20 protein-coding genes are annotated in these 24,445 nt (G+C 58.8%); 2 read left to right on the forward strand and 18 right to left on the reverse strand.

Translation table 11 applies throughout. The annotated features are described in order from the left end of the window. Positions 1–1,040: 1,040 nt before the first annotated feature. The 7 genes from JT360_RS25955 to JT360_RS25985 form a co-directional block, all read right to left on the reverse strand. A complete protein-coding gene (locus JT360_RS25955) occupies positions 1,041–2,489 on the reverse strand; it encodes a BilD N-terminal domain-containing protein (RefSeq protein WP_024504246.1) in 1,449 nt (482 codons plus the stop codon). Further along, the gene (locus JT360_RS25960) at positions 2,482–3,006 is read right to left on the reverse strand and encodes an MPN domain-containing protein (RefSeq protein WP_024504247.1); all 525 of its coding nucleotides are present in this window, start codon (positions 3,004–3,006) and stop codon (positions 2,482–2,484) included. The genes JT360_RS25955 and JT360_RS25960 overlap by 8 nt, the downstream gene beginning before the upstream one ends. Further along, positions 2,954–3,430 (reverse strand): DUF7665 family protein, encoded by a 477-nt coding sequence (locus tag JT360_RS25965; RefSeq protein ID WP_024504248.1) that lies wholly within the window; start codon positions 3,428–3,430, stop codon positions 2,954–2,956. The genes JT360_RS25960 and JT360_RS25965 overlap by 53 nt, the downstream gene beginning before the upstream one ends. Then, a complete protein-coding gene (locus tag JT360_RS25970) occupies positions 3,430–3,900 on the reverse strand; it encodes a hypothetical protein (RefSeq protein ID WP_024504249.1) in 471 nt (156 codons plus the stop codon). The genes JT360_RS25965 and JT360_RS25970 overlap by 1 nt, the downstream gene beginning before the upstream one ends. Positions 3,901–4,059: 159 nt before the next feature. Further along, positions 4,060–7,401: a UvrD-helicase domain-containing protein gene (locus JT360_RS25975; protein WP_127218509.1), complete on the reverse strand. Its 3,342-nt coding sequence runs from the start codon at positions 7,399–7,401 to the stop codon at positions 4,060–4,062. Further along, on the reverse strand, positions 7,402–8,001 hold the full coding sequence (locus JT360_RS25980; protein WP_024504251.1) for a hypothetical protein: 600 nt from the start codon (positions 7,999–8,001) through the stop codon (positions 7,402–7,404). 4 nt (positions 8,002–8,005) lie between these two features. Continuing rightward, on the reverse strand, positions 8,006–8,743 hold the full coding sequence (locus JT360_RS25985) for a sigma-70 RNA polymerase sigma factor region 4 domain-containing protein (protein ID WP_024504252.1): 738 nt from the start codon (positions 8,741–8,743) through the stop codon (positions 8,006–8,008). Between the two features lie 435 nt (positions 8,744–9,178). Between JT360_RS25985 and JT360_RS25990 the strand changes: the two genes are divergently transcribed. Continuing rightward, positions 9,179–9,532: a hypothetical protein gene (locus JT360_RS25990; RefSeq protein ID WP_127218511.1), complete on the forward strand. Its 354-nt coding sequence runs from the start codon at positions 9,179–9,181 to the stop codon at positions 9,530–9,532. 110 nt (positions 9,533–9,642) lie between these two features. Continuing rightward, entirely contained in the window at positions 9,643–10,029 is a 387-nt protein-coding gene (locus JT360_RS25995; RefSeq protein WP_024504253.1) for a type II toxin-antitoxin system RelE/ParE family toxin, read from the forward strand. A 23-nt stretch (positions 10,030–10,052) separates the two neighbouring features. Here the strand turns inward: JT360_RS25995 and JT360_RS26000 are convergent, their stop codons facing one another. From JT360_RS26000 to thiC, 11 genes are all read right to left on the reverse strand, one after another. Continuing rightward, on the reverse strand, positions 10,053–10,376 hold the full coding sequence (locus JT360_RS26000) for a helix-turn-helix domain-containing protein (RefSeq protein WP_024504254.1): 324 nt from the start codon (positions 10,374–10,376) through the stop codon (positions 10,053–10,055). A 260-nt stretch (positions 10,377–10,636) separates the two neighbouring features. After that, on the reverse strand, positions 10,637–14,659 hold the full coding sequence (locus JT360_RS26005) for an nSTAND3 domain-containing NTPase (RefSeq protein ID WP_024504255.1): 4,023 nt from the start codon (positions 14,657–14,659) through the stop codon (positions 10,637–10,639). Between the two features lie 156 nt (positions 14,660–14,815). After that, positions 14,816–16,750: a DUF3732 domain-containing protein gene (locus tag JT360_RS26010; protein ID WP_024504256.1), complete on the reverse strand. Its 1,935-nt coding sequence runs from the start codon at positions 16,748–16,750 to the stop codon at positions 14,816–14,818. Beyond that, positions 16,747–17,259 (reverse strand): three component ABC system middle component, encoded by a 513-nt coding sequence (locus JT360_RS33715; protein WP_081714347.1) that lies wholly within the window; start codon positions 17,257–17,259, stop codon positions 16,747–16,749. Before JT360_RS33715 ends, JT360_RS26010 begins: the two co-directional genes overlap by 4 nt. A 3-nt stretch (positions 17,260–17,262) precedes the next feature. Then, a complete protein-coding gene (locus tag JT360_RS26015) occupies positions 17,263–18,465 on the reverse strand; it encodes an ABC-three component system protein (protein WP_245265353.1) in 1,203 nt (400 codons plus the stop codon). Between the two features lie 723 nt (positions 18,466–19,188). Next, complete coding sequence (locus JT360_RS26020) at positions 19,189–20,004, reverse strand: hydroxymethylpyrimidine/phosphomethylpyrimidine kinase (RefSeq protein ID WP_126057617.1); 816 nt, start codon at positions 20,002–20,004, stop codon at positions 19,189–19,191. Continuing rightward, positions 19,995–20,600: a thiamine phosphate synthase gene (locus tag JT360_RS26025; protein WP_126057618.1), complete on the reverse strand. Its 606-nt coding sequence runs from the start codon at positions 20,598–20,600 to the stop codon at positions 19,995–19,997. The genes JT360_RS26020 and JT360_RS26025 overlap by 10 nt, the downstream gene beginning before the upstream one ends. Next, entirely contained in the window at positions 20,597–21,370 is a 774-nt protein-coding gene (locus JT360_RS26030) for a thiazole synthase (RefSeq protein ID WP_127318688.1), read from the reverse strand. Before JT360_RS26030 ends, JT360_RS26025 begins: the two co-directional genes overlap by 4 nt. 1 nt (position 21,371) lies before the next feature. Beyond that, the gene (gene thiS / locus JT360_RS26035; protein WP_127318686.1) at positions 21,372–21,569 is read right to left on the reverse strand and encodes a sulfur carrier protein ThiS; all 198 of its coding nucleotides are present in this window, start codon (positions 21,567–21,569) and stop codon (positions 21,372–21,374) included. After that, positions 21,538–22,539 (reverse strand): glycine oxidase ThiO, encoded by a 1,002-nt coding sequence (thiO, locus tag JT360_RS26040; RefSeq protein WP_127318684.1) that lies wholly within the window; start codon positions 22,537–22,539, stop codon positions 21,538–21,540. The genes thiS and thiO overlap by 32 nt, the downstream gene beginning before the upstream one ends. Beyond that, entirely contained in the window at positions 22,536–24,371 is a 1,836-nt protein-coding gene (gene thiC, locus JT360_RS26045; RefSeq protein ID WP_214475255.1) for a phosphomethylpyrimidine synthase ThiC, read from the reverse strand. The genes thiO and thiC overlap by 4 nt, the downstream gene beginning before the upstream one ends. Positions 24,372–24,445: the final 74 nt, after the last annotated feature.

The raw sequence follows: 24,445 nt of genomic DNA on the forward strand, positions 1-24,445 counted from the left end.
GACTATGATCTGGGATATATCGACCTGGAACAGAGGACCTTGCAGACCATCGACAACCCGTTCGGCACGAGGTTGTCACCCATGTCTTAGGTACAAACTGTTACCCATGTCTCCGGGCCGTACAATGAGCAGGATGGCGGAGAGGGAGGGATTCCTTTTCACCCATATGATACTGAAAATACTAATCTTTTCGCGCTTTTTGTTACACAGTTTGTTACACAGCTACAACTACGATTTATAACCACTCTAAGCTCGCGGCTTTTGGGCTCGCCTGCCCAATCCATCCGATCTGTCGAAACCGACGGCTTGTAGGACACTCCCGCGTGTGTACGTTGGGGCTTGGGTCAGAAGGTGACCCACAACAAAGACGGGGAGCGCCGCAGTGCAAAAGATCTCATCGGTCAAGGAACAGATAGTGAAGTAGCCTGTGACAATCGGCGCCAGCATCACCTCCAAAGCGCCGACCAGGAAAAACCCGCAAAAAAACGTCGCCCTCAGATACCCCGTCGGCAATGAATATGGGACCGAAGTTGCGCGGCAGATCGGGCGTTAGGTGCCTTCATGACATCTGAACCTGAGCAGGCTCCTACGCCGCGCGAGCCGGCACATTTCCGAACGGAGTTTCGTCCGGCTGCGAAAAAAGGTGCCCTGTCGGGACTTACTTGTTGGCCGGATGGCTTAGGCCAGCGATCCTTGCACGAGCACGCTCTTAAGAGACGGGCCTTCGGTCATGTCTTCTCCGGAACCTCAGCTTTGGCCTTCGCTTGACCCTGCCGCCGAGTCCAAATCAAGATGCAGAAAGACGATGGGTTCAGTTTGCAAACAATGCCCTTGCCATGATCACCAGACTCTGACGCCGTGCCAAGCTCCAAAATCGTTCCAACGAGGCGCGTCATGAGCATCCCCGAAAAAAATCTAACATCGCGTACGCCAATGGATGATTTCGGTCAGGGATTTCGAGATCGCCAGGAGCGCGGCAACGTTCTTGCTCGAGGAGGTCGACGAGACAGCCAGATATCGCCTGGCTGATCTTCGAAAATTCAAAGGTTTTGAGAAAAGGCGGGGGAACTTGTATCTCGACTGGGCGGACATCCTGTTGAGGCCGATCCGGCGGTGCCAAACAGAACGATGTCACGAGCTTCGCGCAGCACGAGGCTGCGATGCTCTAGTGCCCTGAGATCCAAATTGGCAACGGTGGGGCGAACACCATCGGCGACCATACGGATCGTTTGTGAAATCAGGACGGCAGCAGCAATCATACCGACAAAGGGAGCGCCTACCGCCACTTGTCCCAACCGCGTCAGGCCGCATTCGTCGAGGCCGCCGCGATCATGGAGATCCTTATAAGCAGGCGGGAGCCCAGCTAGGGCAACGGGCGCATTTCCTTGAGGCCCCGCCTCGTCCACTTCCGGGCCGTCGGTCCAGATGCCGAGCGCCTTGTTTGGCGCTGGGAAACTATGAGTCCTGATCAGGCGGAAATCTTCCACGCCGCTACCGAGGCCGGCCTCGAAAACCGTTGCAAAGCCCGCGCCTTCGAGGATAGCTCGCGCCTGGGGGTTGTCCACGCCGCAAAGCGCCAGCAGGGGTTCGTCGTGGCCAACACGCAGATCGGAAGCGAACCTCCGCTCGACCATCCTGGACTGGAAACCGCGGGCCTCAGCCCAGTCAGCGCAGATGCGGGTCTTCAGCCGCCCAGTGTCTGTAGCGAAAGTGAGAACGGATGTGCTCTCGGTCGACGGCCCGACCCGGTCGACGTCCTGAAGGAACATGCGGACAATTGACGGATCGGCAAAAGGCAGCAGCCCGATCGTCCATAGGAAAGCCTGGCCGAGATGGCCAAGCCCAATCACCCAGAAATCCGATGGGAACTGTACCGCGACAGGCCCATCAGACGCCGGCGATCTCCAATCGGCGGACCGTTTGAGATCCCATAGCGACATTCCGATCGATCTGTAGCCTGCCATCGGCTCGCCATCGAAATGGGCGAAGACTTCCGACACGGCCAGCGCTCCGGCAAGCACGCCAGCGGGAGCAAACTCGGCAGAGTCGGGAAGGGCGGGGGCGTCGAACGGCACCAGGCCGGCTCGCCAGCCTTCGAATGTCGTTCTGATAGCAAAACCCGCGTGATCGATCGCCGGCGGAGTTCCGATGCTGACAAGCGGAACGCCTTGCGGGATGTCCTCGACGACGGTACCCTGAAGGTGTCCTACCGCGTCAGCCAGGGTCGTACCGGCAACGACCGGCAACGTCAAAGGCGCGTCCAGGACGCCCGACACCGTAACGCCGCCTAGGAAGGTGCGGCGAGCGCAATTGAGGGCGGTGAGCAGCGCCGCCTGGTGGGTCGGACTCAAGGCTGCGCTCTCGCCGATGAAAAGATGCATCCGGAAAGAATGCAACCGCTGCTCGGCTTCCTCCGCGGTAGCGGCCGTGCCGCGGTCCATGAACAGCTTGGCGGACCTGTTCAGGGTGTCAATGATATCTTCAGCCATGGATTGTTCCTTCAATGCGCAGTGTGGGCCGCAGAAGCGACCGTTTGAGTGCGGTCCAGCGAAAACGGCCCAGGTAGCGATAGAGCCCGATCTCATCGAACCTGATCGGCTCGGCGGCAAAGCGAGGCAGGATCATCGCGATGTGACCCGGCTCGGCGATCATTGGGTGCAGCCGATCAGATTCGCTTTGCCCGGCACTGCCGGGGTGGGTGTGAACGTCGGCCGCGACAACCTCGCCACGTTCACGGCAGATGTTCCACAAATCCGCCATCGAGCCGCCGTCGATCTCGATGATGCCGGTATCGAACGCGTGAGGATCGATCTCGTCGTAGAATACGATAGAGGTGATCCTGCGGTGCGCAGTATTCGGTCCCAGAAGGAAAGCGCCGCTTTCCCGGTGGTTGCCGCCACGCGCTCGCAGTCCGTGAAGAAGTTCGAGCCACAGGTCGACCGGGATCGAGAGATCAGGCGGCTGGCCGAATAGGCGCGAAATAACCGAACGAAGCCAAAAGGTCATGAATGATCTCCACATAATGAACAATTCCGCGGGCGGGCTTCCAGAGCAGTTCGGGATGCTCCACGATCCATTGCTCGTGCCCGGGCAACGCCATTCGGTCACACGGCATATAAAGGGCCGCAGCGTTCCAGTTTGGATTGAACGCCGCCGCCACCCGGCCCGAGCCCTTCGGCCAATATTCTGCGGCAAGCGGCACGCCGGTCTCCATGTCGCAAGGCCTGGCGTTCGGCAGTTGCGCTGGATAGCCGTCCAGAAGAAAACGGAACCCCCACTCGGTGCCGTCGCGCGCTCTTATCGCGAAGTCGGCAGTCGGCCACGCTACGCGCAGCAAGCGCCATTGTTGTTTGATCGTGCCGAGCTGGAAATCAGGGCGCTCCAGGTGTTCCCGGAACGCCCTTTCCTCCGCTGTCGCCAAGGCCGCCATCAGCCCTGCACCAACTTCTTGCGGACCAGGTCGAACATAACGGCGCAGGTTTCGCCGGTGAAGCTGCCCAGATGTGCATTCTGCGGCGGCTGGACGCGGCTACCATGGATCTGGAGGACGTGCTCCTCGGCCTCCTCCTTGCCAAGACCAGCCTTTTCCACGGCCCAGCGCGTCACCTTGGCGATAGTCGCCGACGGCGCGAACTTGTGCTTGAAGGCTTCCATCTTGTAGTGGACCGTAACGTCGACCTTGCGGCAGCGGTGGGCATGGAACACCGGGTGGTCATGGCCATGGAGCGGATGGTGGTGCTCCAGGGGCTCGTCGTCGTCCTCTTTGAAAATCAGGAGCTCGGCGACATCGATACCGCGCTCCTTCACCAAGGCTAGGAGATCCCCGACGACGGCAGCCCCTTCCAGTTCGAGGCGATCGGGAGGCTCGGCTCCGGCCGCGAAAAAGATTACAGTCTTCATCTATCAGTTTCCTCTGTTCCGGCACGGCAACAGGCCGCCCTTGAAATTGGATCGGCTGAGTTCAGTGAAAGCGGAAAGGCCGCTGCCAAGATTTTTAGAGGATTGATTTCGCCGCCGGTGCTTCGGCCGCCAAACGGTGCTGGCGAGGAAAGGTCCCGGTCAGTCTTCGGCGTTCGGCGCGGCGCAAATGAAGAGGTAAGGACAGCGCGGGCAGCGGAAATCGTCCTTCCTTGGCTCGTAGAGCCCGTCCCGAATATCTGCGATCGCCGCCTCGCAGTCGTCCAGACGCTTGTCGAACTTCGCCTTTGTCTGGCCTATCTCAAGGACGGAGCCCAGGAGCAGGTAATGGTTCTCGACACGCGTCTGTGGGCCGAGCGTCTCTTCGACGGCTTTGAGAAGAAGGGTCGCTGACAGCCGATCCGCATCACCGGTCGATTGCCGCCCCGAACGGATTGTCTTGACAACGTGGTTGTCGCCGTCGCGAACGACGCGGTCCACCTCCAAGCCGACGATCTCGCCACCAATGGCCGTGGAGAGGCGGCCATTGGTGGCGGCCGCTCCAGCCGCCGATGCGTGCAACCGATCAAGCATCGACATGGTCAGCTTGCGATATGCAGCGCCAAACATGTGCTCTTCGAGCTCGCTTTCACGCCACGCCTGGTCAAAAATCGCAGCGGCTTCGGCGCGATCATATTCGACGCCTTCGCCAAGTTGGCGAACGAAGGCGATCACCTTTTGCACGCAGCCATGCGCGGCAAGATATGCGCCCGCCTTGGATCGCTGTGACAAGCCCAGGACGCGCGCGTAGAAGAAGCGGCGCGGACATTGGGCGTAGCGCTCCACATCATCTGCTGTCAGCTCATCAGGGGCAGCCGGAAGACGAATAGGGTGGTGGCTCGGCGGGGGCAATTTGCGGATCACACCGGCGGAAGAATGACCCGGGCCGACGGGAACCCGCTCGAGAAATTTTGATGGATTGGCCTTCCGGCCGTTTCGCATGGTCGGCCGATAGAGTCTGAGGTGCCTCTTTGCCCTCGACATGGCAACAAAGAGGACGCATTCCTCCTCCGCCTCGTGAGCGTCCTCCTCCTCGGGGCCTAGCATTCCGACCGGCGCGGGGCAGGCCGGCGGTCGGTTTGGTGCGGGAACCGCTCCAGCGTAAAGCCCCGGCAGGTGGACGGCCTCGAACTCCAGGCCCTTGGATGCGTGAACGGTCATAAGGCGCACCCCGTCCAGCCCGCTCAGTTCAGGCGGAAGCTGTCTGAGGTCGCGCTCGTCGGCAAGCATGATCATGTGGCGGATGCGATCAAGGGCGCGGCGGATCGGTGTTCCCTTACCGTGGAGGGGCATGGCGCGCAGCGCATCGAGGAGTTGGCGCACAGCGACCCGACGCAGGTCATCGGACGGCGACTGACCCGACAGAACCGCCCTTACATAGTCGCTTGTGTCAAAAAGAAACCGGCTAAGCGCTAGCCAGGGTGTCGTGCCTTGGGTGGTCCCTTGCAGGTGGCGGGCCAACATCATCAGTCCGGCAAGCCCGGCCGGTGAAATTTCCTTCAAGCTCTCTATTTTTCTGAGAAGATCGAGAACCCGCTGCTCGGTAGTGCGTGCGGCTCCAATGACCTTCAGCACGTCCTCCAGCGGGATGCGATATTCGGGAAGGCCAGCGATACGCACCAGGCCGGTGCCCGCGCTGTCGGAAATGATCGAAAGCAGGGAAAGCAGATCGCGAACCTCTGCGCGCTCAAAAAGCGGCCCGAGATAAAGAACGGGTATTCCCCGTGCCTCGAGCTCCTCCGCAACAGTGGCAAGCAAGCCGTTGCTTCTGGCAAGTACGGTCTGGGAGCGAAGCGAAACGCCTCTTGCCTCGAGCTCGCGGATTGACCCGGCAAGGACGTCCATCTCGGCCTGGGTGTCGGCGCATGGAAAAATGGATGGGCTCTCACCGATCGAACCGATTGCGGCATGCAGCGTGCTGGTGCCTGCGAAGGCGCTGACTTTCATGGTGGCGCCAAAGGCCGTGTAGGCCTCGACGATCTCTTCGCTTGAGCGGTAGTTCTCTTCCAGGCCGTCCCTTGCTCCCACGGAGTAGTCAGCTTCAAACCTGGCTATGTTTGCCGCGGATGCGCCACGGAACCGGTAGATGGACTGACGGGCGTCGCCTACGACCCACAGATTGCTGCCTTCTGCAACGATTTCCTTGACAAGCATCGCGCTGGCGCGGTTCACGTCCTGGTATTCGTCTATATGGACGTGGGTGAAGCGCTTGCGCATTCCCTCCCGAAAATCCTGGTCCGAGCGCATCAACAGTGTCGGTCGCATGATCAGATCGCCGTAGTCGACCGCCCGCTCCTTGATGAGCTGGTTTTGATAGTGCTCGTAGACCAGCGCTACTTCGCGCGCCTTCTCGGCAGCCACCATCTCGTCACCCGTCTGTGCCCTCTCGCGCATCTGTTCGGCAGCCCGAGCGTAGTCTTTCCAGGTCCACAATTCGTCCTTGGCGCGCGCGATCGCTCGCAATATGTCGCGAAGCACCAGCGCTGGCTCGAAGAGATTGAGGTAGTGCTTCAGATCAAGCGCTGGCAGGACCTCCTCAAGCATTGCCACGCCTTCACTAGCGTCGACGATCTTTGGATCGTTCGAGACACCGAAAAGCGCGTGGTGCTTGCGGATCGTGTCCAATCCGAAAGCATGAAATGTTCCGGTCCAGACATTGACGGCGCTTGAGCCTGCCACGCGCTGGACGCGTTCCGCCAGTTCCAGTGCTGCCCTGTTTGAGAACGTAAGAGCCAGGATATTCTCGGGTGGGACCTTGTCCGCGATCAGAGAGACGATCCTCGCGGTGAGGGTCTTGGTCTTCCCGGTTCCAGGTCCGGCCCCAAGTAGGAACGGCGACCCGCGATGATCGACCGCACGGGCCTGCGATTCATTGCAATTGTCGTTTGCGGGACTGACCGTCTCGGCAGTGGGCTGTACGTCAGGCAGGAGCAGGCCGTCGGCAAGCTGCTGCAGCGTAGTGTCATAGCGCACCTTGAGGTCTTCAGAGATGCGGCTTGCATTCATTCCTTGCAGAAATAGTCGTTTGGCGAGCGGTCGCGGCAAAATCAGCTCTCGTCCAAAACTGTTGGCCTGGGCCTCTCGGCGCTCCTTGATGCCATAGGTCTCAATGCGCTGGCTGGGATCCCCGCCATTCGCTTCTGAGCGGGGATAATAGCCCTTCTCAACACCATCATGGACTTTGAAGTGACCAATCTCATGGGCAATCACCTCGGCCAGCTCGTCATCGGCCAGGTCATTGCGCACGAATATGAATTTGAACTGACGATCGAGCGCGCCATGCGCACCGTCCAGCTCATGGTAGTCCGGTTCATGTGGTCGGATGGTGAGCCCGAGGTGTTTTGCCGCCCCGCGAGCAACTTCCATTGCTGTCAGAGAATCCGACAGTGAGGCGTCTTTCCTGAGCGCCCGAGCAAGTGCGCGAATTGCTGCAAACTGGTCCAATCAAGCTTCCAGGTGCGCGAGCCAAAACTGTTTGTCATCTGGACTGAGGTCCGAACGTAGGATCGCTTCGGCGAAGCTTACCTTCGCACCCGTGCGCCTGCCGGAAGGCGCGAAATAATCGGCCGCGGCGTTGATCTGACCCGATGCCAGATGTGACCAGACGTCCGCCATACTCGCGCCGGTGGCGTCTGCGAGCCAGGCAATCAACTTTCCCGGAATGGTGGTCTCGTCAATGCGGCCCCTGACAAGCTGACGCAGGATAATCAGATCGACGCGGCATCGTTCAGCCAATGCTAGTAGGTCATCAGTTGACAGTTTCTCGAACGGGTCGATGGCAGCAGGCATCGTCAGCTGCCAAAACCGCTCCAACAATATTGTATGCTCCGAAACTGTCTGCTGAACGGTAAGGATGTCGTCCGACAAATCGCTTCCATCCGAAGCGAACCATTCGGCGGCAAAGGCCAAAATCTCGGCGCGCAGTTGCGGGTTCTCGTTTGCGATCTGATTGATGCGGTCAGCGGTGGCGCCGTCCTCGAGCTCGAGGTGCACGCCGGCCAGTATGTCGTCAAGCTGATCCATAGGGATTGGGTTGCTGTTCATGGCCTCACTCTTTCCCGCGCCTTTGGCGTGGCGCGCTCTCCTCGCTCGCCCGGGCCTTCCGGCTCGCGCTCTTGATCAAGTATCGGACATTGCGGTCCGTGCAGCCCATCTGCTCGCCTGCTTCCTTCTCGGTCAGGCCAGCCTGATGAACGTAGAATATGGCCAGGCGCTCCTTTTCGGTGAGCAACTCGTAGATCTGGTTCAACATAGCCTTGGCTTCCGCCAAAGACATCGACCCACCTTTGGCCAGGCTCAGCGAATCCGCAGCCTCCTCGCCGGTCAGGTCGGAGCCCGGTTCGATCAGATCCTCGCGCGAGACCTCGGTATTCGTGCGAAGCCGAACGGCGGCCTTTGCAGTCAGATAAAGCCGCTCCGCACCGAGCTTGAAACTCATCTCGAAGATGTCGAGGCGGTCGGTTTCTATCAACTTCAAAGCCTTGTCCTTGACCAGATCGTCCACGCGCTCCCTGTCCAGGTTCGACATATCCCTTGTCATTGGAGCGCCGGCCCGCTGCAGCCTTGAGAAGAACGCAACGATCAGGGCATCATATTGCGCAGTAGGTCGGTTCGGCATGCAGTTTCGCATCAGGTAGACAAGCGTCTGAGGCCGCAGCTTGCCCGCCGCAGCCAGCGCAAACGCCTTTGGCAGCGGCCATTCAAGGACCGCCTCTATCTCGGCGGCCACCGCGTCCGGCCGGACGTAGCGCTCGCCTTGTTTGTTCGATCCCGCCAGTGGCTTCACCGGGCTCTCCCTTGGCAATCCAGTCATCTGGTACTCTTTGATCTGACGACGAATGAAAAAGTGGAAAGAGGAATTTTCACTTTTTCAAACCCCCGTTTCCGCCCCGGCCAACTTGAGTTCCGCCAAGGCCTGCCATCTTCGGTGATGTAGGCCCCCAGAAACAGGCTGTCTGAAACGATTCGACCTTGCAGCCAATTTTCACGAAATAAAGTTATTGAAAATGCACTCGTTTCGCCGGATCAATATTTTCCACGGAATATTTCAAGACTATAGCGCCGAATAATAGGCGGAGATTGTTTTTGAACCAGAAATAGGACCACGGTCCGGTCAGCTGCTTGCTATGGGTCAGGATGAGCACCACGAATTCTGAAGGCGGCAGACCGGACCTGCGCTCTGGGAGGGTATACGCCGACGAGGCTGCCAGGAGATGCGTCGATGTCGACGCGCGTCCTCACACTGGCCGGTGAAATCTTGGCGCTATTTTTCGACTGGCGCGGCCCGCTGAACGACACGGCTACCCCGCGATCCGCTGCCAGTGTATCAAGGCCCGATTTTGGCGCCCCAAGAGTCTGTATGCTCCCGCTTGTCGTCTTCGATACTTACACAAGATTGCAATATTATGCGGACATGCCGAAGCCGACGGTCACCGGAGTCTGCAAACAAGCTTTAAGCGGATTTTCGGTGACCCGAATTATTTTTAAAATTTTGCTTGACACCTTTTTTCGTCGTGTGTATGGTCGAATGATAGGAAATCCCTCTATTGTTATATTGACTCTTGGCGAGCAATAATATATATTATTGCTCGTAGTTCTGTTTGCGTTTTGCGACAGGCTGTGACCCAGCCCCACCGGTGAGTGGGAGAAAGAGAGAGATACAAGCAATGAGGAACCCGAAATTAGATGTCCAAGAAATTTAAGTTTGTAAACGAAGGCGCCAGGCGCGCTTTCATGGACCTTCCAAAAGATATTAGAATCAATTTTTCAGGCGAAATCCGGAGAGTTCAAGAGGGCGACGACCCACTCGACGACTTCAAGGTTCTCAAGGGTGAATGGAAGGGCGTTATCGAACTACGAGAAAACGGCTCGCCGGCGTACCGAGCCCTCTACTGCGCAAAGCACCTCGACACGGTTTACATCCTCCATTCCTTTACGAAGACCAGCGAAAAGGCTGATCGAAAGGAAATGGATACCGCACTTTCCCGCTATAAGGAGATGATGGCCCAGGTTCGGGATATAATCCAAGCCGAAGCCAAGGCGGCGAAAGACAAAACGTCTACCAAGAAATAGGAGACGAGAGCAAAGAGAGGCCGTTACGCGGCCTCTCTTTGTCTTTCTTCGACGCGGCAGACCACATGATGGCTACCGTCCAGCGCCGGCCTGAAGCGATACCCGAGTACTGCCAGATATCCAAAAAGCTTCTGGACCGAGAGCACGGCGACCTTACCACGGACAAGTTCGCTAACTCGTGACTGGGGGATGTTAAGCGCTGCGCCGATATGGGAGTTCTTCCATCCGCGCTCCTTGAAGATAGCGACGAGCGTGTTGACAAGATCCGACCGCAACGTCAAATCCGCAGCTTCCATCGGATCGTCCGTGATAGCATCGAAAATGTTGTCGTATTCGAGCTGTGTCATAGCGATAGTTCCAAATTTTAAAATTACAGAATTCTGTAAATAGGTCAAAATGGGGAAGCCGTCAAGTTCCACCCCCAGGCCGCCCGGCCTGGTGAAGGACGCGGGAAGCTCCCCGTCCACCATCAACTGGCGTGACGCCGGCGTCTTCGCCCTGTCAGGGCCAAGTCGTCGCACGATCTGACGGTTCGAATCTGCGCACTACCTTCATGTCGTTCGGCAGCGTGGATTCACTTAGAAGTTTGCCTCGGGGTGAACAGTCGTTAGACGACAGCGCCGCTCCCCACTTCCCACCAGGCTGCGAAACGCCGCCGCGCCACCGAGCTTCGGCGCGTTTTTCGGTTTTCGGTAGTGATACCGCGGCCAAGCCAATGAAGGACTTCTTGACGAACCAGGATCTGGCCGAGATCGTCGATGCAACCAGACGGAAGCAAATTTTGATGTGAGATATCGAGAATACCCCTCGCAACATGGCCTTCTGGCAGGAGGTCGAGCAATCGGTTGGCTAGGAAACGGTCACGACGGGCAAGCAACACGCAACCCAGTAACAAGAGTGGCAAGCTGCTATCGGAATGCGAGATCTTATCGAACGTCGCGCCCGCTACCTCAATATCTGCGTGTGCAGCAACCAGCACGGACTTTGACGCTGCGATAGGGGCTGGTTGGCGTAGAAGGTCGGCTAGCCCGACGGACGAAACGATATCTGGCTCAACAAAGGGGGAACCAGCCAAGGCATCAATGGCGTCCACATTCCGCCAGTCAAACGGACGTGACTCCGAAACTGCCCAAAGTGCTCGCCGCGCCCCAGCAGTCCCTTTGTTTGAAACGACTGTAAACGCTCGGACTCTCAAAAGACGGTCGGTGCTCGTTGAGCCGATATCGATCAGTTGGGTGCAAGTATCATCGTCGAGCTGATCGTAACTTCCGATCGCATCGATTGCCTCTCTTGCGATCGGATAAGATGGCGGTTCATCATGAAATGGTTCCGTGTTGGACCAGCCGTCGCGACAAATCTTGAGGAGAACATCGTAATGTCTGGGATGTTGGCGTTCTGAGAGAAGCCCTACCAAGGCACGCCTGACGCGGCTTCCCTTGTCATCGACTAACGCGAGAAGAGACGGGCCGAAAGGCGTTGACTCACGCGCACCGAGTGTCTCTAGGGCGAGTTGGCGCGCATCAGCAACACGCTGGTCCAGGGCAAATCGGACGAGGTCCCACTTCTCAGCATGGACTGCCAGCGAAACAGCATCAACGGCGTCAACCGGCGTAATTGATAGCTCAAGGGCTCTCTTGAGCGCGATATCGGGTGGTTCGCCGCTTGCTAACTCTATACGCGCAATTTGGTTGAGCAGGGTCGGCGAGGCTGACGGGATAGTATCGGACAAAAGCGTCAGCGCCGCACCAGTCGCGGGTTCCCATAGTTCGCCCTCTCTCTTCAGCAATCCGAAAATTTCCCGCTCGGCGAAAGGCAGTTGCGCCTTCACGTGATCGGCGATGGTACTATCTTTCGCAACGCTCCAAAGGTCGAAAGTGATGACGACGCGCTGTTGCGTCGTCAAACTTGGAATCGACAGGATCTCCGAAATCGATTCGGATGCGGCATTTGCAAGGCAAAAGCCAAGGGCGCTTCGCACCTCAGCATCGTCGTCTTGGGCAAGGATTCGCTCGGTGAGTTGCCGTAAGAAACCATTGTCCCATCGCGTTGCCGCCAGGCGCCAAGCTCGAGCTTCCCAGCCAAGGTGAGTCCCGCGTTGGACCACTGCTTCGACTTCATCTAGCGAGGCCGAACCAGGCGAAACGTGGATCGCATCACACCAATAGGGAAGCAGATCCTTTAGCAGAGCGTGATCGGAAAGCGCTTCCCAATGGCCATCGGCACGGATCGTATCGACATAGGCCGTGACCATCTCTTCGGGACCAAGATGACCATCTCCCGGATCAGAGTACCAATCTTCGGCCGCTGCATCGAGCTCGCCGTTTTGAATCCTTTCCGAAAGGGCATCGAGTTCGGCTCGCTGTTCGGGCCCGACCCTTAGAGTTGCAAAAGCCGCTGCAAGCACTTTTTCATATCGGGGAAGGTCGACTAAGGAGGCCGCCGCGATTGTCGAAGCATTGTGATAGTAGCCTCCGCTTGCCACTTGCATCGCAGCATCGAGAAAGGCGTCCGTCAGGTTTCCGCCAAGTTCAGAAATTCGGGTCGCAAAGTCCGCACCATAATTGTCATTTGTCTGTGCCAGAACCGTTCGTACGAACCGGGCGCATATGGCATGGCTGTACGGATTATCGCGGACAGCGGCTTTCCATTTCTCGTCAAAGGATGGCGAAGCCCATTCGTCATTAAACACCTGCCCCCCGACTTGAAAACCTGTCGTAAACCAACGCGCTAGGTTGCCAGGTTGGCAGTCCGCGCTGGCCACGGTTGAGGCGAGCGATAGCAACTCCGAAAACTGCGATGCCTGGTCGAGAAGACCTGCAGTCAACCACTGGTCCAGGATAGCTTGGGCAGATGGTGGACATTCGAAATGACCAGAGAATTCTTCCAGTCCCAACCTGGCAACCTGCGCAGCGGTTTCAATGGCCCAGTCTTTCCGATCGCCTTGGATGCGGGTTAAGCCGTCGATAAGAGCCTCAATGGTTGCCGCGGAACGCGCTGGATCGTTTTGCAGGAACGCCTCGAATCCGTCGCGCACAGACGGATGGGAAAAACTAATACTGTCTTGAGGTTGCCGGAGATGGCGTGCGGCTACCAGGAAGTTGGCCAGCGGTGTCAGACCTGCACTGTATCGTTCGTCCTGCTGGCGCATCTTGCGCTGCAGAATTGTCAACGTGGAGTGATCGACCTTTGATCGCGCCCGCAACAATGCCCATAGCACAGCAGCCCAACCGATCGTGTCCTGGACCAAGTCCTGCACCACGACCCCTTGAATGGCTTCCCGATGTGCGAGGGCGATCGCCCGATGCAGGAGCGCGCCATCATTCTCGTCCGGTTCTGGCCCCTTGGAAAGTTCGCCGAAGAAGCGATCAATCTCAAGCGGGGTCGTGAGGTTCTTCAGAACATGCGAGCGAAAGGACAAGCCTTTTGCCTGAAGTTGAGCGGGCAAAAAATCAATCCGTCGGTCGTAAATTTTCGCGAGTTGTCCGTCCTCGTAGCTAGCCGCGTCGAGTGTGACAGACCAATGCTCCAGCTCGTCTTCAGCCTTGCCCAATGCAAGCATATCGGTTCGACTGGTGACGATATAGCGGCAGTCTGGCCGAGCCTCTCGGAAAATGCGCGGCAGTTGGACAGTCCAAGGCTCATGTCCATGTTTGAGCCTGGATTGACCCCATGGATCATCGACATAGAACAGCGTTGGACCACTCTGCTGCGGTCTCAACTGCGCGGGATTGTCAGACAGGGACACAATGGCAAGGTGCGGTTGATCCTTGCGTGCCTCCTCGCAGAGTGCGAGCGCGGCCAGCGTCTTTCCCGCACCCGAAGGTCCCTTGATCAGGAGCGCGTTGGCCGACTGGAGCTTAGCGTACAACTCGCCCCAATTTGCCGGGCGCACATAGTGCTCCAGCCGGGCAGAGCTTGCTAGAAATCCTCCACAAGAGCGGATGAGTACCTCAATGTCATCGCGTGACCACGCGCATGGGCCAAGGCCGCGCATGCGCCTACCGGCTTCTTGCCTGAGCCTTGCCCGACATTCTGGCAATCGATCGTGAGGAACATGGAGGAAGCCCAGTAGTGTCTGGATCTTTTGTCCAATCACATAGTCCGTAGCGCCTGCCCAGATGGCGACGCGGCCGTCCGCCCCGTTTGGAAGATTCTGCCGAAGGTCCTGAGACATACGTCCCTGCTCCGGCCACTCCTCGATGTCTTCGACCCGCAAATTGAGAAGAGGGCCGCGGACTGCGGCCGTTGTGACGAGGAGGTAGCGATTGAGTGGGTTCTCCAGTTGTTCCCGCGCCGGTTTGCGCGCCTTGCCATGTTTAAGCAGCGCCTGAAAATCAGCGACGCTCCAAGGCTCGCCGGTCCTCCGTTTTACCTGAACGATCAGGGAGTAGCCGGGCATCCGGCTATGAGTTTCAGTAGTATCTGTACGTTCTGAGTCTAGAACGGCTTCGATATCCTCGTCATTCTCGGGTTCAAGGATGATTTGGGATGCCGACTTCCGAATGAGAAGCAAATCGAGTGCAGCGAGGATGGAGACGTCCAACTGATAGTCGAAGCCAGCAAGGGCAGCCCTGGCGCCTGATGAAGAACGCTGCGCAGGGAGTGGCGTGACTCCGGTCTCCTGTTTCATCCTACGATCGCCTGTATGTACGTAGCACGACATGATCGCACTGAACCAAGCCGGTTTGCTGGAAGCTGGTTGATCGAGCCCGCCGCTATATGGCGGATTGAAGTGCCCGATAAAGTGGCTGAGTGACCGCTCGCGTCGCCCTTACTCCACCATAGATCAGCGTAGCCAGTTTGCCGGAACAAACTTGATACCGTCGCGCCATTTTTCGGCGATCGAGCTGTGAAACCAGTCCTTAATAAGCTCAACATGGTCAGTCACTATGATCTGCATCCGAGGAGTGAGTTCCTCGGCAAAGTCAAACAGCAATCTAAACAAGCGCGCCACCGCCAGTTGGTCCTCGTCGTCTGTGCCCGCGATCTCTCCAATATCAGCTTCGCGCGGGTAGTGCGCCTGTGACGGTTGGTCCATCATCAGGAACGCTGGCACCGGGCGCTTGCGTGCTCTGAACAGCCGATGCAGTGCAAGGTGCGCAGCGATGTGATAGCCGACCCAGTTTTCACCACTGCCGATCTGCGTGAGGGGCAGAGGGCCATCGATGGTGTCGGCGACAACAGTCAGGTTTTTGCGGTCGAGGCGCAGGGCGTTTTCGCCGTGCTCTAGTTCAAGTGCTGCTGCGAACCGGGTTAGGTCACGGCTGATGAGACCAAGCGCGGTGGCCAAGCGTTCTTCCATCGCCTCCTGGTCAATCGCTTTGGCTAGTTCCTCGACTTCTGCCCCGGTGCGCGCAATTGCCAATCTAAGCCCGTCGTTGGACGTGACTGCCTGGACATTTTCAAGATAATAACCGATCCGACCGCGCACCCGTGCCCGTTCGGTGAATTGTGCCTGTTCGACACGCAGCCGCTCATTTTCAGAAATCCGCTGGCCAATGTCGCGCTGGACCGAGCGAAGCTCATCCTCCATGCGGTCGCGTTCCAGTTCCAGTTCTCTGAAGCGCCCTTGCAGGCGAGGGGTGTCGCGGCCAACGGCCTGTAGTTGCGACTCCAGTCCTCGCAACGATCGTTCAAGTTCCTCGACCGATGGAACGGGAGTCGCGAGATGGCTGTCACACAAGGGGCATAGGTCGTGGGCCGTGGCCTCGGACGATACCAGGCCAATAGCCGATAATCGGGCACGCTGTTCCGTGGCCTCGCGCTCGAATTCCGTGGCCTCGCGCTGCAGGCGTTGAAGATCATTGATGTCCTCTCGCACTCCTTGCAGCTGACTGCGAACCTCGCGACGACGTTCCTCGAGGTCTGATAAGTCGGCAGTGGGATCATCGACGATGGTTGTCGGTGAATTGTTATCGGCGGCGGCTGTTGCTAGCAGCGCGCGAAGCTCTGGAATCGAATCAGGGAGGACGTCGGCGACGATAAGGTTGTGTCGGCGTGCTTCAGTGGCCAGGTTGAGTGCTGTGCCTTTGGCCTCGTCCGACAACGCTCTGGCCTCGGCGAACTCGCGCTCAAGTTTGCGTAGCCGCGCCCGAGCTTCCTCATAACGCTTCAGTTTCAGAAAATGATCGTCCTCCATAGCGCCAAGAAAATAGGGCAGAGTGTCTTTGATGGCGGCCGGGACGTAGGGATCGCTCTGCCGGTGAAAGAGCAAGCGCGGATGGGCGATCTCGTATTGAAACTGCAAGGCAAAAAGAATGGCATGGCCAGCAGAGGCCTCGAGCGGCAATCGAGTTGCACTTGCTTCAGGTTGGTAGAGGTTCTCAGAAATGCCGAGCAGCTTGGAAAGATGGGAGCGCAGTCCATCAGCGGTAACGTTTTTCGACAACGACGCCGTGTCCGCAGGTAAGTCGTCGATTCCGCGTTGGATGTAGATCTCGTCGCTAACCTTCGCTGAACCTGTCGGGTTCCTGCGCGCGATCAGCACGCCTTCGCCGTCACGATCAAGGAGGATGGCGAACCATGAAACTGATTGGCGAATGATCCCTCTTGGAATTGTACACTCGTCGCGCCCCCAGCAATAGTCAACGATGTCGAGCAAGGCGGACTTTCCAGTTTTGGAGCCACCGGTGACAATGTTGAGGCAGCCCAGATTGAAGCGGACTTCTCGCCGTTCTCCCTCGTGGGAATATATTGCGATCGCGCGAAGTTGGACGCTCATGGTCGCACTCCCAAGGTTTGCAAAACGAAAGCCGTCGATGCTTGGTTGGCCAGCCAGCGGCCAATAAAACCCGCAGTGCGGCGAGCTGCCCGGGCGTCGTCAGTCGTGATCGCGGGTTTAGGAGTGAGTTTGAGCGCCCTGGATCCCAAGCCAACGCCCCTGCCTGTAACTGTCAACGCACTGTGCTGGGTCAAGAACAAAAGAGCTTCTCGCGTGATAGGACGCAATGCCATGACACGATCTGGTAACTCGGCCAGCATAGCGCCATGCTCGGCCGCCCATGTGGCGAAGGTGGTGTCCGACCGGACTGGAAGTGCAGCGCGCGCGCCTGGGTGCAAAGCAAGTGGAAGGACAAGAAAGGCCAGAGCGAATGGCAATGGCCCGCCTCGGCCAACATCGTATGCTGCCACGGTTCGACTAATCAGCTCGCCACAGAAGGCCGGGTTGAAGAGCGCAGCTTGCTCTGAGGGTCGATCTCGCCAAGGCTGGGACCAACGGGTCAGTGCCATCAATCATCCTTTCGGCAGAGTCTGACGAAGTCGCGATGCCAGCCGAGTCGGAGCTCGTTGGCCAGCATGTGGTGAGCCGACGTTGAGGAAGCGCTTGACAAGTGTTCGGAAGGGGAAACGCGCGTCAGTCTCGACCCAGTGGTAGACATCCTGTCCCGCCTGTCTAAGCATGGGAGAGTCGGGATCTGTTGTGCCATGTTCGTCGCACATTGCGTTGAACCGTGGCTCCCATTCCTCCAACAGGATCGTTTCGAAGCGCGATATTTCGCCGTCAAAAACGACATGTTCACGTGCCCAGCGTGAGCGCTGTGAGAATGCGCGATAGAAATCACGTTTGGCTGACTCTATCCGATTGCCGCCGATACCTATCGCCTTGAGCTGGCGAACAAACCCATAGGCTTCGTAAGCGGCAAGGTCTGCTTCCGGTGGTGCGGCGAATTCCTGGTCAGCAATCAGGGCATTTCGCTGCAACGTCTCCCTTATTTCATCGATACGATTCTCCATTTCTAAGATCGAGACGGTGCCTGGCGGATTTTCAACCAACGCTTGGCAGATTCGGGGCCACCACCATCCTTCGAGCAGTTCCCGGGCACGCTCGGTGCTTCCGCGCGGAACGGCCATTTTAAGCTGATCTTCAATAATTGGATCAAGCTCAGTAAGCAAAGGCTGTGCGTCTAGAACCTGAACCGCACTCAGCAATGATGCTCGCATTCGAGGGGTCAAGCTGAGAAAGGCCTTGAATGCAGGTTGCAGCGCCTGATTTTCTGAACTTTCCGCCGCCGCCGTCAAGAGTTCAGCAGCAGTGCGCGCATTGTCGACGCTCGGCTCACCGGTGCCGCGATGGGGCCGAAGCAACCAAGTCGCGTCATCCGGTCGAGCCAGTCCAGTCGTCACTAGTACTAAACGGGTACGGTTCGGTAGATTTGGATCCTCAAGTGCTAGCTGGCTCCAAATTCGCAGCGTCTTCCAAAGGTCAGGGGAGAGATCACCTAGATTGGCAGTACGGCGAAGATGATGTTTGGTCTGGAGGAGCTCTCGGGCCTCCCCGTCCGTCTCGAACGAGACATCATCCAGACGCTCAACTGCAACTTCAATGCCCGCGTCACCATAGGCATGGCGAAGACATAAGGCGAGCGCAAGACGCGCCTGGTATAAATACCCAGCAGCAGATGGGGCTGCTGAAAACACTGTTCCAGAAGTGGTCAACTAAATTCCCCCGAATTGAAAAATAGCTATTCCTTCCGCTGGCGCAATGGTTGCAATTGATTCCCCTCAATTGTTTTCGACGCCCAGGATGGCGAAAATGTCGGACGCACCATGGCTGGGGCGACCACAAGGAACGCGGTATCTTTTCGTGAGGGCGATCACCAGCGCTTATTTGGTCAAAAGGCTGTAGTTTCGAAGGCGTGCATTTGGCGTAAAGCTGGCTAGATGGGGGAGTAGGAAATAGATGCTACTGCGCAACAGCGTTCATGCTTTGTGCTCCGAAAGTCGCATAAAGGGCAGTCTGGTATGCCTTCCAGAATTATCTGTCGTTGTGAGACTCCAAGTCCAGAATAATCTGTCGTCGTCCTGACTGCTAAGTGGCTCATATTCCACCCTTTTAGCCAGAAGAGGTTACCAATGCCCTTCGGTCAACAGGTGCCCCAACGACAATTAATTCCGAACTGGCGCTAAGGGGCTGTCTTCATTAAGCCTTTTGCGGCCCTGATTGGTAACCTGAGGCCACCCACCACGCGGATTGGTAGCCCACAGGAATAGGTTTGGTAACCCTTATCGAGTGAGGGCCGCTCGTACCTTTCGGCGGGTTCGTTTCAGTTCTAAGCCCGGCTTAATTCTGGACAACGACAGATAATTCTGGACGGCACAGTGGAACTCAACGCGTTGTAAGGATGGCATAGAGAAGCAGTAGCCCCTTCTCTAGTCTCGCTACGGGAAAAATTCTGGAAAATGGGTCTGCTTGGCTGGACGCAGAACGCTGTGGTTATTCAGCCGGCATTTCTGAAGCCTCTCCAAGACAAACAGCTTGCCTTCGCGCACGCTGTCTTCGAGCGGCTTCGGCTTCGCCAGATGCGCCGCAATCGCGCTGGCCAGCATGCAACCTGTCCCGCGCATCGATGTGGCAAGGCGCGGTGCATCGAAGCGGATGGGTTCGTGCCCGGAGCGTAACAGAATATCGGTCGACCGGGTTCCCGACGCATGCCCACCCTTGATCAGCAGGGCTTGAGGGCCGGCGGCCAGCAGTCTTTTTCCTTGTTGGAGCGCTCCGTCCTCATCCACTGCCAGTTCGGAGCCACTAAGGAGCGCCAGTTCAGGGAGGTTGGGCGTGACAATGCAGCAAAGCGGCATAAGATCGCGCTTCATGGCAGCGATAGCGCCTGCTTGCAGAAGTGCGCGGCCTGAGGTGGAGGCCAGCACAGGGTCGAGTACTGCGGGGACATGCGGAAATTTGCGCAGCACTGCGGCAACGGCAACAATGATCTTGGCAGTCGCCAGCATGCCGATCTTGATTGTGGCCACGTCGTTGGCCTGCAGCGCGGCGCACATCTGATTGGCCACCAGGCTAGGTGGCGAATAATAGATTTCGATCACGGCGTCATGCGTTTGCACCGTTAGCGCTGTGACGGCGAGACAGGTGCGCACGCCAATGGCAGAGATCGTCTCGATATCGCGTGCAATTCCAGCACCGCCACTGGAGTCCGATCCACCGACGACAAGCACATGTGGTTCTCGCCTCAGCGCCATTGGTCCGTCTTCTCGATCCATTCTCGCGTGCGCGCCTCGGGGTCGTCGTTGAGCGTGATGTCGGTCACCACCGCCGCGCTGTCCGCGCCAGCCGCAAAGACACCGTCGAGCCGCTCAGGGTTGAGGCCACCAATGGCGACCAATTGAAACGGCGCGACCTGGCGCTTCCATTCGCTGATCCGTTCGACCCCTTGCGGCGCCCATTTCATCTTCTTCAGGATGGTCGGATAGATGGGTCCAAGCGCTATGTAGTCAGGCTCGGCGGCCATCGCCGTTTCCAGCTCCTGATGATCATGTGTGCTCAGTCCGAGCCTTACGCCGGCTGCCCGTATCGCCAAGAGGTCAGCGGTCTGCAAATCCTCCTGGCCGAGATGTATGAAGTCGCAGCCTTCCTCGATTGCCAGGCGCCAGTGGTCGTTGACGATGAGTTGGCACTGGTATCGAGCACACAAGGCCTTCGCGGTGCGGATCTCCGCGCGCAACCCAGCCTCATCCACGGTCTTGATGCGCAGTTGCAGAAGCCGGACTCCGAGTGGGACCAGCCGTTCGATCCAGGCAGCGCTGTCGACGATCAGGTAGAAGGGATCGAGCTTCATGAAAAAACTGCCCTGCCGATCATCGGTGTCGATGGCACGGCGACTTCGCGCGGTTCGAGCATTCCCGAGCTGAACGCCTCACGACCGGCGTCGACCGCCTTACCGAAAGCACGCGCCATGCCGACCGGATATGCCGCCTTGGCGACCGCTGTGTTCAGGAGCACGGCGTCAAAGCCGAGTTCCATGACGGTGGCCGCGTGCGACGGCCGTCCGAGCCCCGCATCCACAATCAGCGGGACGCCAGGGAAATATCCGCGCATCGAGCGCAGCGCCGTCATGTTGACCGGTCCCAAGGCGGAACCGATCGGTGCGCACCACGGCATCAGGACCTTGCAGCCCGTTTCCAGCAGCCGCTCGGCGACAACGAGATCGTCGGTGGTATAGGGGAATACCGCAAAGCCGTCCTCGCACAGGATGCGGGCGGCTTCAACCAGACCGAACACATCCGGCTGTAGCGTGTCGTGATTGCCGATCACTTCGAGCTTGATCCAGTTGGTGCCGAAGACCTCGCGCGCCATTTTCGCGGTGGTGACGGCTTCCTTGACGGAGAGGCAGCCGGCGGTATTGGGCAGGATTCTGGCGCCCAGCGAGCGGATCAACGACCAGAATTGTTCGCCGGCCCTACCGCCCGCCATCTCACGCCGCAACGAGACGGTCACCACCGACGTGCCCGACGCCTTGACCGCGTCGGCAAGGATGGCCGGCGAAGGATACTGAGCCGTGCCGAGAAGCAGGCGCGACGAAAGCTCGGTTCCATAAAGCTCCAACATGCTAGCCGCCCTGCATGGGCGAGAGGATTTCGATCCGGTCGCCGTCGCTCAACTGGAACTCCGCGCGGTTGGCTTTGTGCACGAGGTCGCCGTTGACGGCGGTGGCGAGCCAATCGCCCTCATAGTCGAGCGCGGCAAGCAACTCGGCCAGCATGGTGGCGGCAATCTCACGCGCCTCGCCGTTGACCATCAGTTTCATGAGCATGCTCCTTGGTTCTGTCTTGACTGAAAACCAGGTCGGCAGCCTGGCGCGCCATGGCGGGGGCGAGGAGAAAACCGTGACGATAAAGACCGTTGATCGCGATGATCTCACCGTCTGTTTCGACGCGTGGCAAATTGTCGGGAAATGCCGGACGGACACCCACACCGGTTTCAACGATCTCGGCCTCACCAAAGGCCGGATGGAGGGCATGGGCGGCGCCCAGCAGCTCCATCATGGAACGCGCCGTCACCGGTCCGGCGCTCTGGCTTTCAATCATCGTCGCTCCGATCATGAAACGGTGATCGGTGCGCGGCACGGCATAAAGCGGAAAGCGTGGATGAAGCAAACGGACCGGCCGCGACAGCGAGACATCAGGCGTGCGAAGGATCAGCATTTCGCCGCGAACACCGCGCAGCCTGTCATCGGCCGCTGCCATTCCCATGCAGTCTATCTGACGGGCGAAACCCGAAACAGGCCGGGCGTCGCAGCCGAAGTGGAATTTGACACCCATGGTCGCAAGCTTGTCATGAAGTGCCGCCATCGCCTGGCGTGGGTCGAGGTGAGCCTCGTCGGGGAAGAGCAATCCACGCCGGAAGCGGCCGGCGAGGTCGGGTTCCAGGAGCGCAATTTCGTTTTCATCGACGCGCCGATGCCCTGACGTGCGACTGGCGAACCGGTCAAGCTCACCGGCATCACGCGGCGCGGCCACGACCAATGTCCCGGCCCGTGTCACCTGACCCGACAGCACCGCATCCCACCAGTCGGCAGCGTCGCGTCCGAGATCCAGCACCGGCTGCTCCGCGCTTTCGCGCTCGCTCCATGGCGCCAGCATGCCGCCGGCGAACCACGACGCGTTGCCGCCAAGGCCATGCCGCATCTCGGCGACTGTAACCGTCGCGCCGCGGGCGGCGAGTTCGAAAGCGACGGTGAGGCCGGCAACGCCGGCCCCTTTGACGAGCACCCTCATGATGGTTTGGGAGCCTCTGGCACGACCGGTACGCCAGTCTCGTCAGCTGGCATGTAGAGATCGCCGCCCTCGCGGTATTTCGCCGCCATTGCCGCCATGCCCTCTTTCTGTGCCTCGGCACGAATGTCGTGGGAGATGCGCATCGAGCAGAATTTCGGCCCGCACATCGAGCAGAAATGTGCCAGCTTGTGCGCCTCCTTGGGCAAGGTCTGGTCGTGGAAGGAGCGCGCGGTTTCGGGGTCGAGCGACAGGTTGAACTGGTCTTCCCAGCGGAACTCGAAGCGAGCGCGGGAAAGGGCATCATCCCTGAGTTTAGCAGCCGGATGACCCTTCGCCAGGTCGGCGGCATGGGCGGCTATCTTGTAGGTGATCACGCCAATCTTGACATCGTTGCGATCGGGAAGGCCGAGATGTTCCTTCGGCGTGACGTAGCAGAGCATGGCGGTGCCGAACCAGCCGATCATCGCCGCCCCAATGCCTGAGGTGATATGGTCGTAACCCGGCGCGATGTCGGTCGTCAGCGGTCCAAGCGTATAGAACGGTGCCTCGCCGCAGACAGCGAGCTGCTTGTCCATGTTCTCCTTGATCTTATGCATAGGCACGTGACCGGGGCCTTCGATCATCACCTGGCAATCCTTGGCCCAGGCGATTTTCGTCAGCTCGCCCAGCGTTTCCAGCTCGGCGAATTGCGCCGCGTCATTGGCGTCGGCGATCGAGCCGGGACGAAGGCCGTCGCCGAGCGAGAAGGAGACATCATAGGCGCGGCAGATGTCGCATATCTCCGCGAAATGCTCGTAGAGGAAGCTCTCCCGGTGATGGTGCAGGCACCATTTGGCCATGATCGAGCCGCCGCGCGAGACGATGCCCGTGACCCGGTCGACGGTCAGCGGTATGTAGTGCAGCCGCACGCCGGCGTGGATGGTGAAATAGTCGACGCCTTGCTCGGCCTGCTCGATCAGCGTGTCGCGGTAGACCTCCCAGTTCAGATCCTCGGCGATGCCGTTGACCTTTTCCAGCGCCTGATAGAGCGGCACCGTACCGATCGGCACCGGCGCATTGCGCACGATCCAGTCGCGGATGTTGTGGATGTTGCGGCCGGTCGACAGGTCCATCACCGTGTCCGCGCCCCAGCGGATCGCCCAGACCATTTTTTCGACCTCTTCGGCCATCGATGATGTGACAGCCGAGTTGCCGATGTTGGCGTTGATCTTGACCAGAAAATTGCGACCGATGATCATCGGCTCGCTCTCGGGATGATTGATGTTGGCGGGAATGATTGCGCGTCCGCGCGCCACCTCGTCGCGCACGAATTCGGGTGTGACGAAATCTGGGATCGCCGCGCCGAAGGCTTCGCCGTCGCGTTGCAGCTTGCCGCGCATCACCTCGCGGCCGAGATTCTCGCGGATGGCTACGAACTCCATTTCTGGCGTGATGATGCCGGCGCGCGCATAGGCAAGTTGGGTCACCGCCTTGCCGGTCCTGGCTCTGAGCGGCCGGTTGCGAACAGGAAATTCCGGCGTCAGGCGCTCGCCCGTCGCGAACCCGTTGTCTTCCGGTCTCACATGGCGGCCATCATAGGCTTCGACATCGCCGCGCGCCGCAATCCATTCGTGGCGAAGCCGGGCGAGGCCTTTTTCGATGCTGGTTTGGACTGATGGATCGGTGTAGGGGCCGGACGGATCGTAGACGGTGACGGGCGGTTCGCCGGCCGTCGGATGGACGGAAATCTCGCGCATCGGCACCCTGATCTGCGGGTAGAGGACGCCGGGCTTGTGGATTTTCCGCGAGGCGGGCAGTGGTCCCGTCGACACGGCGGGGGTGAGGGCATTCATCGTGAGGCTCCTTTGCTCATGCATTGGAGACCCAGTTCTGTGCCGGAAGGATGAAAAGACGCTTCTGTAGACCT

This window comes from Mesorhizobium sp. dw_380, assembly GCF_018588885.1.
In the GTDB taxonomy this organism is placed as follows: Bacteria; Pseudomonadota; Alphaproteobacteria; order Rhizobiales; family Rhizobiaceae; genus Mesorhizobium.

Coding starts and splice junctions, on each gene's coding strand:
- JT360_RS26010 (WP_024504256.1), bottom strand. CDS start 16,750: ATGAGCGTCCAACTTCGCGCGATCGCAATATATTCCCACGAGGGAGAA.
- JT360_RS26000 (WP_024504254.1), bottom strand. CDS start 10,376: ATGACACAGCTCGAATACGACAACATTTTCGATGCTATCACGGACGAT.
- JT360_RS25955 (WP_024504246.1), bottom strand. CDS start 2,489: ATGGCTGAAGATATCATTGACACCCTGAACAGGTCCGCCAAGCTGTTC.
- JT360_RS25995 (WP_024504253.1), top strand. CDS start 9,643: ATGTCCAAGAAATTTAAGTTTGTAAACGAAGGCGCCAGGCGCGCTTTC.
- JT360_RS25960 (WP_024504247.1), bottom strand. CDS start 3,006: ATGACCTTTTGGCTTCGTTCGGTTATTTCGCGCCTATTCGGCCAGCCG.
- thiS (WP_127318686.1), bottom strand. CDS start 21,569: ATGAAACTGATGGTCAACGGCGAGGCGCGTGAGATTGCCGCCACCATG.
- JT360_RS25965 (WP_024504248.1), bottom strand. CDS start 3,430: ATGGCGGCCTTGGCGACAGCGGAGGAAAGGGCGTTCCGGGAACACCTG.
- JT360_RS25980 (WP_024504251.1), bottom strand. CDS start 8,001: ATGAACAGCAACCCAATCCCTATGGATCAGCTTGACGACATACTGGCC.
- JT360_RS26030 (WP_127318688.1), bottom strand. CDS start 21,370: ATGTTGGAGCTTTATGGAACCGAGCTTTCGTCGCGCCTGCTTCTCGGC.
- JT360_RS26005 (WP_024504255.1), bottom strand. CDS start 14,659: ATGAAACAGGAGACCGGAGTCACGCCACTCCCTGCGCAGCGTTCTTCA.
- JT360_RS25970 (WP_024504249.1), bottom strand. CDS start 3,900: ATGAAGACTGTAATCTTTTTCGCGGCCGGAGCCGAGCCTCCCGATCGC.
- JT360_RS26020 (WP_126057617.1), bottom strand. CDS start 20,004: ATGGCGCTGAGGCGAGAACCACATGTGCTTGTCGTCGGTGGATCGGAC.
- thiC (WP_214475255.1), bottom strand. CDS start 24,371: ATGAATGCCCTCACCCCCGCCGTGTCGACGGGACCACTGCCCGCCTCG.
- JT360_RS33715 (WP_081714347.1), bottom strand. CDS start 17,259: ATGGCACTGACCCGTTGGTCCCAGCCTTGGCGAGATCGACCCTCAGAG.
- JT360_RS25990 (WP_127218511.1), top strand. CDS start 9,179: ATGTCGACGCGCGTCCTCACACTGGCCGGTGAAATCTTGGCGCTATTT.
- thiO (WP_127318684.1), bottom strand. CDS start 22,539: ATGAGGGTGCTCGTCAAAGGGGCCGGCGTTGCCGGCCTCACCGTCGCT.
- JT360_RS26025 (WP_126057618.1), bottom strand. CDS start 20,600: ATGAAGCTCGATCCCTTCTACCTGATCGTCGACAGCGCTGCCTGGATC.